Below are 12,923 nucleotides of genomic sequence, written 5' to 3'. Positions count from 1 at the left end.
AGGCTACTCGGCATCACGGGCCAGCATGCTGGCAAAATCCGCTGCCGGCATCGGGTGGCCAAGGAAATAACCCTGGCCAAAATTGCACTGCAGACGGGTCAGTGTTTGTTCTTGCGCCCGGGTTTCCAGCCCTTCGGCAACACTCTGAATTCCCAGGCTGGACGCCAGTTGAATGATGCTGGTCACGATGTCCATCGCACTGGAGTAATCATCAATGGCGCTGATGAAGGACCGGTCAATTTTCAACTGATCGACCGGAAAACGGTGCAGGTAGGACAAGGATGAATAGCCGGTTCCAAAATCGTCCAGTGACAACTGGACGCCCAGCCGTTTGAGCTGATGCATGATGGCAATAATGCTGTCGGAATGATGCAGCAAGACCGTCTCGGTAAACTCCAGCAACAACTGATCGGCTGCAAGGCCCGAGGTGGCCAGAGCGGTTTTCACCGATTGCAGCACATTGCCCCGGTAGAACTGGTCTGCCGCCAGATTCACCGAAACCCGACACGGCAAGCCCTGAAGATGCCAGTTCGCAGCTTCAGCGCAAGCCGTTTGCAACACCCAGTGGCCCACTTCGACCATCAGCCCATGTTCTTCGAGCAGGTACATGAACTCGCCAGGCGCCAGCACGCCACGGTCGGGATGGTTCCAGCGCAGCAAGGCTTCGGCACCGGTCAGGCGGTTGTCCGAAAGGCGATACAAAGGCTGATAATACAACTCGAATTCATCATTGCGGATGGCATGCTGCAACTGCGATAACAACACCAGGTGTTCATGGGCTGCCTGGTTCAGTTCATGGGTAAAATAACAATACTGACCCCGCCCGCTCTTTTTCGCCGAGTACATGGCGGTGTCGGCGGTACGCAACAAATCGTGTGCGCTGTCACCGTCTTCCGGGTAGAGGCTGATGCCGATGCTGGCGCCCAGCTTGAGCGGTTGATTCCTGACAAAAAACGGTGCTTCCAGCTCATGCATAACCTTGGCCGCCACCGTTGAGGCGGTTGTGTCAAAACCGATGTCCGGCAGACTGATGACAAATTCGTCGCCGCCCAGGCGGGCTATGGTATCGCTGCTGCGAACACAGCGTTGAAGCCGTCCGGCTACCTCTTTGAGCAACACGTCGCCGGTTTGGTGACCCAGGGAGTCGTTCACGTGTTTGAACCGGTCGAGGTCAATCATCAAGACCGCAGTGCGCGACTGCCGGCGCCTCGCCGATTCGATGGCCCCGTCAATTCGATCCTGCAACAGCGACCGGTTGGGCAAACCAGTCAGCTCATCGTGATGCGCCATGTATTGAATCCGGGCCTCGGCCCGGGCCCGATCAATCGCAATGCCTGCCAGGTGAACGGCTGACGCGATGAGCACCCGCTGCTCTTCACTGGGGCCTCGCACATCCCGATAATAAATAGCGAACGACCCCAACACCTGGTTTGACTGGGTAGTGATGGGAGTGGACCAGCACGCCTTCAGCCCGACGCCAAGTGCCAGCTCACGATAGTCATCCCAGAGCGGGTCGGTCGCGATGTCAGAGACTTCAATGGTCTGGTTTAAATACATGGCGGTACCGCAGGAACCCGCCCTGGGCCCAATATCGACACCAATCAGCGCACGGCAGTAGTCTTCCGGCAAACTCGGGGCGATACTCTGACCTATGGTTTTGCCGCTGTCGTCTAGCAACAGGATCGATGCCAGCCCAACATGCCCCTGAGCTTCAACCCAATGCGCCAATTGACGCAAGATGGATTCCAGAGGCGCGTGGGCAGCAATCAGTTCCAGAATGTCATACTGACCGGTGCGCAAAGCTTCAGCCCGCTTGCGCTGGTTAATTTCCTCTTTCAGATCCCGCGTCAGCCGGTAGAGGTTCTCGGTGATGTGCTCGTTGTATTCCAGCGCTCGCGCCAGTTCCTGAGTGCGCTGCTGCACCGTCGCTTCAAGTGTCAGCGCCGTCTGAAACAGCCCGAAGTCAGACCCCTGTTGCGACATGCTGCGTTCGGATCGGTCCATCAGGGCGTCGATGATTTTATTGAGCCGGCGAATCTCGGCTTCTGACCCGGGCGCACCGGCCTCTGCCGCATGCCCTGCAGGCGACCTGGACGTCATGACTGCCCCCCCTCCGGATACCCGATCGCCAGACCGGTAAAGGTCTGGTTTACGTGCACACCGCCGAACTGCTCTCCATAGGAATTAAAGCCAAGGGTATTACAGGCCTGCGTCAGCGCACTCGCCCGGGCAGTATCGTCATTTTGCCCCATCTCGAGCTTGCGCAGCACACAATCAAACGCCAGCATCACTTGCGGCGAGCCCAGAGTTTGCCGCACAGACTCCAGAGATAGTCGCAGGTTTTCAATCAGATCCACACCCCGGGCAACCCGGAACACCAGGCCGGCTTCAATGGCGCAGTAAAAGCTCAGGCTGCCATCCGGGTTAGCCTGTCGAATTGACCGCACGTATTCCTTGCCTTCGATCATCACCACCACCGGTGAGGCTGCAAACCGCATCAGGTTCAAATCATCAACATCAACACCGGTCAGGCGAGCGTATTCGGCGGCAGCGGGCAATCCGTTGATTTCAGTCACCAGGCGCCGCTCCGGATCTGCAGCCGTGATCACCAGACGCTGATCGGTCGCAACAAAGTGCTGGGACTTCACCGGCGCAATGGAACAACGGGTCGACATCAGCAACATCAGAGCACTATTGGTGTGAAACAGACCCTGATGAAACACCCAGGTATCCTTGAACACCAGGTCATCGCCTGTCGACCCTCCCACAATGGGAATGGTGGGTAAGCTATTAAACAGCGTTCGGGTTACAGCGTCTTCGCGCTGGGAAACGCCATCGATCAGTAGCATGGCAAACGTATTGGGTAATTCGCCCTTGCTGTGCTCATGGCGCAGCACCAGACTATGAGCAAAGGTTTGCAAACGGCCGACTTCCGCTGACTTCAGACTGTCGAGCCGTGCCACGGAAGCCACAAAGTGATCGGCCGGGAAGCTGGCCCCACTGATACTGTGATCACAATACCCCGCTGGTCCTATTTCTCCGGCAGTGGTACAGCCAACGACAGGGGTGTCAACAAACAGCTGATTAAGCGTATTGGCCAGAATAGCCAGGTCGTAGCGACTCGAGCAAAAAAAGATCACCAGACTGGCGTCAGGCTGACTGATTTGCTGATGCAAGTCCCGAACGGCCGCCTCGGGATCGGACAGAGTGGATTGGCCAAGCTTCACACAACGCGTCAATTGAAACCCTCCGATCGCTGGCAAACGTCCAACCCGGACGACAAATAACTTGCCATAGCAAAAGCCTAGTCCAGAAGCGGCTGCTCAGCCAGACAACCGTAAAGGTCGCGCATTCACAAAGTGACGGCGTGCTGCTGATAACCGCTGTGAGCGCAGCTCAGTAGACTGCCTGCATCGTCTGGTTTAACCACCAGGCCAACCCCTATACTCGCTGGAGACTTAGATGAAGATCGACGCGTTTTTTGACAACCTGTGGCAGGACTACATCAACATGACCCCCCAGGCAGAGGCCATTGCCAATGCCCTCACTGCCCGGGGTGAAGTGGTTCAGAATGACCACGTTGCCTTTCGCACCTTCAATATTGGCCCCATCCAGCTGAAACACCTTGAGCCCTTCATTCTCGACATGGGCTACAGCCGGTATGAACCCTACCACTTTCCCTCTAAGAAGCTGGATGCGTTCGGCTATATTCCGCCGAGCCCCGACATGCCGCGCATTTTTCTCAGTGAGCTGCGCGTTGAGGAACTGACCGACTCCGCCCAAACTCTCGTTCGACGCCTCGTCGATCAGATCAATCCGGATGACGTGGCCGATGCCTCCATCTTCTGGCGCGGGCCGTTGTGGCAGACACCGTCTTATGAAGACTACGAGCAACTGGCCAGTGAATCCGAATACGCCGCCTGGCTTAGCGTGATTGGCCTGCGCTGCAACCACTTCACCATCAATGTGAACGCCCTCAATGGCATTAACGACATTGAACAGATGAACCAGATGATTGAAGAGTTAGGGTTCAGCATCAATGAAGCCGGTGGACGGGTGAAGGGGTCACCAGCGGTGTTGCTCGAACAGGGATCTACCAAGGCCAGCGTACAGCCCTTTACTTTCGCCGATGGCAAGCAACACGACGTGACCACCTGCTACTACGAGTTTGCCAAGCGTTACCATGACGAAGAAGGCAACCTCTACCAGGGTTTTGTAGCCGCCAGCGCCGACAAAATTTTCGAATCAACCGATATGCGCAAGGACTCCTGACATCGACCATCCTTCCGGTGGCCTGACCGCATTTGCGGGCCACCCCTTTCCCCGTCACTTTCGGGCATAGGATCTTGGTGCTAGACTGGCTGGGTTGTTGACAGACTCAGCACTTACTCAAACAGGTCAGGTACAGGGATGAAAGGTTCAACACTGTTTACACTTACCGCGGTTACACTTGCCATTACGGCCCTGTATATGGCGCTCGGGCAGCCCGAGGTGACACCCGGTTATTTCATGAGAAACCCGGTCAGTGCCGACGCAGGCGGTCAACACCCGCTGACCTGGATCGACCAGATCCAACAGACCCTGGCCTCCTGGCTGTAATCCCGCTTGTCTCGTTTACCGATCGGGCGCTGCCGTTCTGTTTAACGCTCTGTAATCCGAAACTGATCTGGTTCACCCCTCATGCCCCCACTGATTCGCTCAAATCCTCTCATCTGGCTGGACATTCCCGTTGTGGATCTCGACCGGGCCATCGCCTTTTATCAGCCAGTGCTCGACTGGACGCTCGACGACCAGCGTCCCCAGACCGATATGGCGGTTTTCCGGCACAGCCGGGGTGAGGTTGCCATAGCGCTCATACTGCAATCGTCAGCGCCCGGCGGGCTGGGCCCACTGCCCTACCTTAACTGCCATGGGCGATTGAAGCTGGCAATGGCGCAGGTTGAACCCCGGGGCGGTACCATTGAACAACCCATCCATTCGCTGGCGCCCTTTGGTTTCCGAGCCGTCATTCGTGACAGCGAAGGCAACCGGGTGGCGCTGCACAGCATGGCGATGAACGAATAATGTGTCTTTGCGTAGTCAATTACCGACCCGGGCACGACTGGCCCCTGCTACTGACCGCCAACCGCGATGAATTTCTGGACCGGCCAGCCGAAGCCATGCACTGGTGGGAGCCGTCCGTGCCGCACGATGCACCCGTGCTGGCCGGTCGGGACCTTAAAGCCGGAGGCACCTGGCTGGCGGTAGACGCCAAAGGCCGAATCGCCATGCTGACCAACATTCGCCCGGGGTATCTGGGTAAGACAGGCCAGCGCAGCCGGGGCGAACTGCCGCTGGCGTTTTTGCGACAATCGCACGACATCAGCACCTTTCACCAGTCACTGCTCCCCGACATCGATCAATACGCCGGCTTCAACCTGGTGTTGTTTGATGCAACCGGCCTGTTCTGGTTCAGTTCCGACCACCCGAATGGTCAATGGCTGGCGCCCGGCATTCACGGGCTCAGCAACGATGCCCTGAACACGCCCTGGCCCAAGGTCGAGCTGGCCCGTACACAGATGGCTGCACACCATGACCGACTTGAGATGATGCCCTGGCAACCGGCAGAGCTGGCCAACTTGCCCATACTGGCAGACCCGCACCCCCAACCCGATGAACAATTGCCGGATACCGGTGTGCCCAGAGGCTGGGAACGCATCCTGTCTGCCCAGACCATCACCTCGGATCACTATGCCAGCCGGTGTCGCACCTGGATCGCTCTGCATCGCAACGGCCAAATACAGGTCAGCGAAGCACAACTGAGTCCGGAAAGCGCCATCGCTGAGCCCCGGTTGTTTTCCTGGCAGGTATAGAGAACGGCGCTAAAGTCTGCGATGTTCCTGCGTCGGCATCTTCAGCCGCACGGACTCAACCCGCCCAAGGTCAGTCGTCTGGGTAACCCCTTGCTCGCCTTCCCCGACGCTGTCAACCTCACCCCAGGGGTCAACCATCAGGCTGTGGCCCCACGTATGGCGTTTTTCATCGTGTTTTCCACCCTGATTGGCGGCGACCAGATAACACGCATTTTCGATGGCCCGGGCACGGCACAGCACTTCCCAGTGAGCCTGCCCGGTGGACCAGGTGAAGGCCGAAGGCACCACAAACGTATCTACACCCCGGTTGCGTTGCAGCCGGTATAGCTCGGGGAAACGCAAGTCGTAACACACACTCAGCCCCCAGTGGCCCCAGGGGGTCTCCAGAGTGACGACTTCACCTCCGGGCTGGTAGTGGTCGGATTCACGATAGCGGCCCTGGGCGTCACTCACGGCGGCATCAAAGAGGTGGATTTTATCGTAATGGGCCCGCACCTCGCCCTGGTCATCGATCACATGCATTCGTGCCCGGGGTTTCGCCTCGTTCGGGGCGTAGACCGGCAATGTTCCGGCCACAATCCAGAGTTTGTAGCGGCAGGCAGCGTCGCGCAGGTGCTGTCCAACCGGTCCGGTGAACTCACGCTCGCTGGCAGCCAGTTCCGTGGCGACACCGCCGCCGAACACCGCAAACATTTCAGGCAGTTGCACCGCATCGGCACCGGTCTCGGCGGCAGCCGCCAAATGCCGGTCAACCGAATCGAGGTTTTCCTGCAGATACCGTGAACTGATCATCTGGGCCAGATACCATTTCATGCGTCGCTCTCCTGTTGGGTCCACGCCCACACTCGGCCTTCAGGGTGACCCGGGGCTGCCCGGGTTCGTGGGCACCACATTGCCCAAACGGTCGCCTACGCTGGGGTTCAAAGAACTGCCGCTGTTGTTATCGAACACACGATAAAAGCGCAGTTCGGGTGCCTCAAGCGAGCCGGTCACGTGCATGCGGGCCGAACTCAGGCGTTCCAGTTCGTTGTTAAACACCCGTTCGGTCACATAAATAGCGGCCGCAGCCTGAGGCGTCACCCCGGCCAACAGGGCGACCAGCGGGAAGGTGCTCGACAGCGGGACTGTCATCACCATATCAACATCGAGCACATCCCGCACCAGATCGGCATCGCCACTGAAACGGAACTTGGTCGAAGGTCCGTCGATCAGCAACCGGTCGCCTACCCGGGCAAAGCCCCGGTCAAACAACAATTCGCCTTCGATCACATCGTAGCTGATGCCGTCGCGAATCAAATCGGAAAAGTCCAGGGCAAGACGGCGCAGCACCCGGGTGAAGTTGAGCAGACCCACCAGTTTCACGCCTTCGTATTCATCCAGCTCCAGAATCGAGCCATTGGTCAGGCGCAGTTCGATTCGACCGCGCAAGCGTTCATAGTCGAAATAGGCGGGCGTGCCCGGCCACTCAAAATCCAGATCAAACTGTCCGGAGCGGCTTTCGAGCACCGGGGCGTAATCCCAGCTTTGCAATACGCTGAGGATGTTCCCGACCCTGACCTGCCCCTTAAACGCCGTGCGGTGTTCGCTATTGAGGTAGCGCCAGGTCAGTTCGCCATCCAGCCGAGCCTCGGGCATTTCGACTCTTAGATTGCGCAGAACGGCGCTGTCACCATCGCGACGAATCTCTGCCCGCCAACTGCCCATATCGCGACCGTCGATCGACAGCCGGGCGATCTGTAAATTCGCATCCGGCAGCTCATCCGGCCGCAGCATAGCCATCGGGTCTGGCGCGGGTGCCTCATCAGCCGCCGCTGTTGCAGCGTCGGCAGCTTGTGGCGTCCGGTTGATGTTCACAAAATCAAAATCGGCGAAATGCGGATCGCCGTTAAAGGGGATCAACACACGCCCGCTGAGCTCCCTGGCTTCCAGAGTTGCCAGCCAGCCTTCATCACTGCTGAGTATCTGAATGCGGGGTTGAGTCCAGTTCAAACCCTGTCCGCGCCACAGTGCACCGCGCAAATTCACTTCGCGAATCGGTTGTGTACTCGCTTCGGCCCCGAGTTCAACCAGGGGGGACCCGGCTTCCCGGTAGACGTCACTCACGGCTTGCAAGGCATCGCGCCATTGATCGATGTCCGCCTCGGGCAGAAGTGCATCGACATAAATCCCGCGTTGAATCCGCCGCTCCAGCGGCGTGTTCAGGGCCACGGTTCCAGCCTCAAGCTGATTATCAGGTGAGAAATCGAAAGCCCATTGCACCACCTCGTTGTAATGACCGGAGATGCCCAGCCCCTCGCCATCGGTAAACACCAGGTCCAGCGCGAGCGGTCGGCTCGCTTCTGCTGTTTTACCCAGAGCCGCCGGAAGCGACAACGGCAGGTTGATGAGATCCGACGCCAGGGCAATACGGGTCTGGCCAGGCAAAAAGTCCAGCTGTGCATCGGTGGCAATGCGATACGGCTGGTCTGCCAGCCAGGGGTCTTCGAGCCATCGGCCCCAGGCATCCAGCGGCGTTTCACCAGAAACCGCGAGACTGACCCGGGCATTCGCTCCGGTCAGGTCGGACGTCAGTTGTGCCTGATGCCGGGCGCCGAAAAGTTCACCGTCCAGGCGGTTCGAGTAGAGCCCTCGCCGGCTGTTGTAGCCGATATCACCACTGAGCGCCGATAGATTCAGACCCAGTTCGGTCAATTCAAGCGTGCCATTGCTGAGCTGACTGGTCAGCGCAATGTCAAGTGGCTCGTCGCTCAACGGCACTCTGAGCTCCAGATCTGCTTGGGTGTCACCGGTCATCGTCCAGTCACTGACAACATCGGCCGCCAGAAACTCAAGCGGCCCGTCCTGCTTGAATAACGCCAGGGCGTCGCCCGCGCCTGAACTTACATCGAGGTCGATTAGCAGTTGCCGCTCGGCAAATGGCAACCGCAATTGACCGCTATTGAGCGTTATCCCGGCCAGATTGCCGCGTTGCGCTTCAACACGCAGATCATCGAGTGATAACCGGACTTGACCTGAGCCACCGGCAATCGCCGGCCAGGCGTCATTGAAGCGCACCACGGCATCATCGAAATCGGTCACCAGGGCGAGCCCACTGTCGGTCATCTGACCTTTGCGAAAGCCAGAGACAAAGGAGAAATCCAAATCCGAAAACCGGCCCGACTGTATGTTTTCGACAATCCAGGGTTTGATCGGATCGGGCAAACGATTATCCGGCGTCAGCCGCTTGGCCCAGCTGGCATTGGTTGCGTCTGTCGCCACCGCAAGCCGAAACCCGATTTCGCGCTGACCGGAAGCCAGGTCGCCACCATTGACCAGATCCACCCGCCAGTGACCGGTTAGCGGCTGTGCCGACTCACCCTGGGCCTGTTGCGTTGCATCGGGAGCAATGGTCGCCCGATGCTGCCCTTCCAGTTGCACACCGGCACTGGCCGACCAGCGCACATCCAGAGCGCCCTCAATGCGCTCGAACAAGAACGGCTGGTCATAGATGGCCGGCAACCGGAAATCGACGCCGGTGTTGTCGAAATTCAACCGCGCCCTTGAACCTTCTGCCCGCAGCTGACCACTGACACCACTCAAGCCCGGGATGCCCGAGTAAGGTTGCATCCGCACATCGCTGACACTGGCCGTCACTCGCAATGAATCGTGCTGTCCGATGCGGTAAGACAGCTTGCCCTGGTCAATACTGGCTTGTGGAAAGGCCTGCTCCCAGTAACCACTGCCATCATTGACGGCCAAAAAGGCGCTGATTGGCGCGAGGGGCAATTGATCCCACTGTATCTGCCACTGCAACTGGCGCAGGCTGGCCCGGGCCACAAACTCACCCTGAACCTCGGGTTCAGCAGCGGCGGATCGCTCCAGTTCATGGGAAAAATGGTGTAACCAGACATCCGCCCCTCCGCTGCTTCGCTCGGCAAACAGCTCCATATCCAGATTACGAAGCGCCATTGCACTTCGGCTGCCGCTGAGACGGGTCGCCGGGCTCTGCAGGCGGGCCTGGATAGACTGCCACTGATCGCGGGTCAGGCTCACCCAATACTCGCCCGCTACAGCGGCCTGACGCACATCCGGCAGCCACTCTTGCAGCCAGGGTGCCATATCAAAAGCCCCGTGCCGGGCATACAGGTCCACTTCGTATTGATCGTCACGCCGACTGCTTTCCAGTTGCAATTCAATGGGCACGGAAAGGCCATCGTAATTGACGCTGGCTTCAGCCCGCATCCAGTTGTCATCACCCGACCCGGTCAGTTGCGCCGATTCCATAGCAACCGTCATCCCCGGCAACAGCAACGGCTCAATGTGCAATGCCATGTCGGTAAAGCGCACATCACGTTGCTGGCGGATCAGAGCGATGACCCGCTCCAGCGACATATCCGGTGCGTTGGCTGCGCTGGAGCCGGCGTTTACGCCGGCAAAACTCCAGCCCTCATCAGTTTGCTCCAGGTTGGCTTCAAATCCGGTAAGTTCAAACCGCTTAAATACCGGCGACAGCGTTATCAGCGACTGCAGCAGCGCCGGTTCCAGCAGCATTCGGTCGACACTGAGAGTCGAGCTGATTTGCACATCTTCGGCAATCAGGATGGGGTTAAACTGGCGCCATTCTCCGGTGAGACTGCCAATAGAAACCGAGGCATTGAGACGGTCGCTGAGCAACAACGCCAGTTCGGCGTTATAGCGTTCGACGTGAGGGAAGAACTGTCGGCCGAGCGCGAGATAGGCGGCCACCAGCAGTATCCAGAACGCGCCAATCTTGAGCAACACCGTGCCCAGGGCTTTTAGAATGCGGTAACGGGCCATGTGTCAGAGTTTCAGCGTAAAGGCAGCGGTGCCGCCGGTGCTGGCAATGCCTGTGAATGGAATCAGACCGCGCGTCTGCCTACTGCAAAATGACATCAAACTGTTCCTGGCTGTACATGGGTTCAACCTGAAACCGAATCGGTTTGCCGATAAACTCTTCAAGGTCGGCCAGATTAGAGGATTCTTCATCCAGCAGCCGGTCGACGACTTCCTGCGAAGCCAGCACCAGATACTGGTCGTTGTTGTAGGCACGTTCTTCGCGCAGTATTTCGCGAAACACTTCATAACATACGGTCTGGGGCGTTTTAACACGACCGCGACCGTTACAAACCGTGCAGGTCTCCGTCATCATGTGCTCCAGGCTTTCGCGGGTTCGTTTGCGCGTCATCTCCACCAGCCCGAGATCGGAAACGCCGGTCAGCTTGCTTTTCGCATGGTCTTTTTCCAGGTACTTCTCCAGCATGCGCAACACCTGGCGCTGATGCTCGGGGTCGTCCATGTCGATAAAATCGATAATGATAATACCGCCCAGGTTACGCAGGCGCAGCTGGCGCACAATGGTGGTCACGGCTTCCAGGTTGGTCTTGAAGATCGTCTCTTCCAGATTGCGATGACCGACAAAGGCGCCCGTGTTGACGTCAACCGTGGTCATCGCTTCGGTCTGGTCAATGATCAGGTAACCGCCCGACTTCAGTTCGACCTTGCGCCCCAGCGCCCGGCGAATCTCATCTTCAACCGCAAACAAATCGAAAATCGGCCGTTCACCCGGGTAATACTCAAACACCGGCTCCACTTCGGGCGTGTACTTGCGCACGAAGTCGATCACCTTGGTGTAAGTCTCTTTCGAATCAATGCGAATTTTTTCGACGTCGGCACGCACCAGATCCCGGGCTACGCGCAGATACAGCGGCAGGTCTTCGTAAATGGTGGCCGGCCCCGGGGTCTCTACAATGCGCTCGCCCAGCACCCGGAACACGCGCTTCAAATAGTTCAGATCCGACTGGATTTCAGCCTCGCCGATGCCTTCCGCAGCCGTACGGAGGATGTAGCCCCCCTTTTCGATGCCTTCATCGGCCTTAACCTTAACCACCAGAGCACGCAGGCGTTCACGCTCCTCTTCTCCGTCAATGCGCTGGGAAACGCCAATGTGGTTGGAGTCCGGCATGTATACCAGGTAGCGCGAGGGGATCGATAAATGGGTCGTCAGTCGAGCGCCTTTGGTGCCGATGGGGTCTTTGATGACCTGCACCGTGATCGACTCGCCCTCACGCACCAGAGCCTGGATGGACTTTTGCGTTTCGCCTTCCCGTTTGGGCTGATCAAAATCCGAGGCATGAATAAACGCAGCCCGCTCCAGACCAATATCAACAAAGGCCGCCTGCATGCCAGGCAAGACCCGAACCACCTTGCCCCGGTAAATGTTGCCGACGATGCCGCGCGTTTGCTCCCGCTCGATGAATATCTCCTGGACGGCGCCGTTTTCAACAACAGCAACCCGGGTCTCCATCGGAGTTACGTTTACCAATATTTCTGAATTCATAACTGAGCCTGTTCGTACCTGTCGATTCAAGCGCTGGCGCACTGCTAATACCCCAGGCTCACACTGTCTGGCCGCTCTACTGTAACCATCACCCAATTAGATTGACACCAGGGCTCCATCCCAGACCGTAACACCACGCCGGGTCAGTAACTGGGCCGTTTCGCGCAGTGGTAGACCTACAATAGCAGAATAGCTGCCTTCAATCCGTTTGATAAACACCGAGGCCAACCCCTGTACCGCATAACCTCCGGCTTTATCACAGGGTTCCTGCGTATCCCAGTAGGCACGGGCCTGTTCCGGCATCAGCTCCGCGAAGACAACCCGGGAGGTCACCACCTCAACCTCCACCCGATCGTGGCTGGCCAGCGCGACGGCGGTCATCACATCGTGCGCCCGACCGGACAGCCGTTCCATCATATCGAGAAAGTCGTCCCGGTCGCGGGGTTTGCCGAGAATGTCCCGGTCGACCACAACGGCCGTATCGGAACCCAGCACCAGTGCACCGGACTCGCCCCGGCCTGCAACCACCGCCAAGCCGGCGGCCGCCTTTTCGCGGGCCAGACGGCTGACGTAATCGGCTGCACTTTCCAGCGACTGCATGCGCTCATCAATGTCGATGGGCAAAATGGAAAACTCAACCCCCAGGCCGCTCAGTAATTCACGCCGGCGGGGAGACTGTGAAGCCAGGTACAGGGACATGAAGACTCCTTCCAATAAAAACGAGGTCAATAATC

General features: G+C 58.2%; 10 protein-coding genes. 4 read left to right on the top strand and 6 right to left on the bottom strand.

Annotated features, from left to right (window positions below; translation table 11 throughout):
• Positions 1-3 precede the first annotated feature (3 nt).
• Positions 4-2,100: an EAL domain-containing protein gene (locus tag ABJT94_RS08795; protein ID WP_348475693.1), complete on the bottom strand. Its 2,097-nt coding sequence runs from the start codon at positions 2,098-2,100 to the stop codon at positions 4-6.
• A complete protein-coding gene (locus ABJT94_RS08790; RefSeq protein WP_348475694.1) occupies positions 2,097-3,239 on the bottom strand; it encodes an FIST N-terminal domain-containing protein in 1,143 nt (380 codons plus the stop codon). Before ABJT94_RS08790 ends, ABJT94_RS08795 begins: the two co-directional genes overlap by 4 nt.
• A gap of 223 nt (positions 3,240-3,462) precedes the next feature.
• Here ABJT94_RS08790 and ABJT94_RS08785 point away from each other — a divergent pair, with 223 nt between their 5' ends.
• From ABJT94_RS08785 to ABJT94_RS08770, 4 genes are all read left to right on the top strand, one after another.
• Entirely contained in the window at positions 3,463-4,272 is an 810-nt protein-coding gene (locus ABJT94_RS08785) for a DUF1338 domain-containing protein (RefSeq protein ID WP_348475695.1), read from the top strand.
• 138 nt (positions 4,273-4,410) lie between these two features.
• Positions 4,411-4,599, top strand: coding sequence for a hypothetical protein (locus ABJT94_RS08780; RefSeq protein ID WP_348475696.1), 189 nt, complete (start codon positions 4,411-4,413; stop codon positions 4,597-4,599).
• An 81-nt stretch (positions 4,600-4,680) separates the two neighbouring features.
• On the top strand, positions 4,681-5,064 hold the full coding sequence (locus tag ABJT94_RS08775) for a VOC family protein (RefSeq protein WP_348475697.1): 384 nt from the start codon (positions 4,681-4,683) through the stop codon (positions 5,062-5,064).
• Complete coding sequence (locus ABJT94_RS08770; protein ID WP_348475698.1) at positions 5,064-5,852, top strand: NRDE family protein; 789 nt, start codon at positions 5,064-5,066, stop codon at positions 5,850-5,852. Before ABJT94_RS08775 ends, ABJT94_RS08770 begins: the two co-directional genes overlap by 1 nt.
• Before the next feature lie 9 nt (positions 5,853-5,861).
• Here the strand turns inward: ABJT94_RS08770 and ABJT94_RS08765 are convergent, their stop codons facing one another.
• The 4 genes from ABJT94_RS08765 to ABJT94_RS08750 form a co-directional block, all read right to left on the bottom strand.
• Complete coding sequence (locus ABJT94_RS08765) at positions 5,862-6,665, bottom strand: carbon-nitrogen hydrolase family protein (RefSeq protein ID WP_348475699.1); 804 nt, start codon at positions 6,663-6,665, stop codon at positions 5,862-5,864.
• A gap of 39 nt (positions 6,666-6,704) precedes the next feature.
• Positions 6,705-10,649 carry an AsmA-like C-terminal region-containing protein gene (locus tag ABJT94_RS08760; RefSeq protein WP_348475700.1) on the bottom strand — a complete coding sequence of 1,315 codons (3,945 nt, stop codon included), beginning with the start codon at positions 10,647-10,649 and terminating at the stop codon, positions 6,705-6,707.
• Positions 10,650-10,728: 79 nt separating this feature from the next.
• Positions 10,729-12,189: a ribonuclease G gene (gene rng, locus ABJT94_RS08755; RefSeq protein WP_348475701.1), complete on the bottom strand. Its 1,461-nt coding sequence runs from the start codon at positions 12,187-12,189 to the stop codon at positions 10,729-10,731.
• 96 nt (positions 12,190-12,285) lie between these two features.
• Positions 12,286-12,888, bottom strand: coding sequence for a Maf family protein (locus tag ABJT94_RS08750; RefSeq protein ID WP_348475702.1), 603 nt, complete (start codon positions 12,886-12,888; stop codon positions 12,286-12,288).
• Between the last annotated feature and the right edge of the window lie 35 nt (positions 12,889-12,923).

The organism is Saccharospirillum sp., assembly GCF_039982735.1.
GTDB lineage: Bacteria > Pseudomonadota > Gammaproteobacteria > Pseudomonadales > Natronospirillaceae > Saccharospirillum.
The sequence above is the reverse complement of the archived record's forward strand: the minus strand, read 5'-3'. Positions and strand labels throughout refer to the sequence as shown.

What these genes read in the sequence shown, in the direction of transcription:
- ABJT94_RS08795 (WP_348475693.1), bottom strand. Translation starts at nt 2,100, where the DNA reads ATGACGTCCAGGTCGCCTGCAGGGCATGCGGCAGAGGCCGGTGCGCCC.
- ABJT94_RS08785 (WP_348475695.1), top strand. Translation starts at nt 3,463, where the DNA reads ATGAAGATCGACGCGTTTTTTGACAACCTGTGGCAGGACTACATCAAC.
- ABJT94_RS08780 (WP_348475696.1), top strand. Translation starts at nt 4,411, where the DNA reads ATGAAAGGTTCAACACTGTTTACACTTACCGCGGTTACACTTGCCATT.
- ABJT94_RS08775 (WP_348475697.1), top strand. Translation starts at nt 4,681, where the DNA reads ATGCCCCCACTGATTCGCTCAAATCCTCTCATCTGGCTGGACATTCCC.
- ABJT94_RS08770 (WP_348475698.1), top strand. Translation starts at nt 5,064, where the DNA reads ATGTGTCTTTGCGTAGTCAATTACCGACCCGGGCACGACTGGCCCCTG.
- ABJT94_RS08765 (WP_348475699.1), bottom strand. Translation starts at nt 6,665, where the DNA reads ATGAAATGGTATCTGGCCCAGATGATCAGTTCACGGTATCTGCAGGAA.
- ABJT94_RS08760 (WP_348475700.1), bottom strand. Translation starts at nt 10,649, where the DNA reads ATGGCCCGTTACCGCATTCTAAAAGCCCTGGGCACGGTGTTGCTCAAG.
- rng (WP_348475701.1), bottom strand. Translation starts at nt 12,189, where the DNA reads ATGAATTCAGAAATATTGGTAAACGTAACTCCGATGGAGACCCGGGTT.
- ABJT94_RS08750 (WP_348475702.1), bottom strand. Translation starts at nt 12,888, where the DNA reads ATGTCCCTGTACCTGGCTTCACAGTCTCCCCGCCGGCGTGAATTACTG.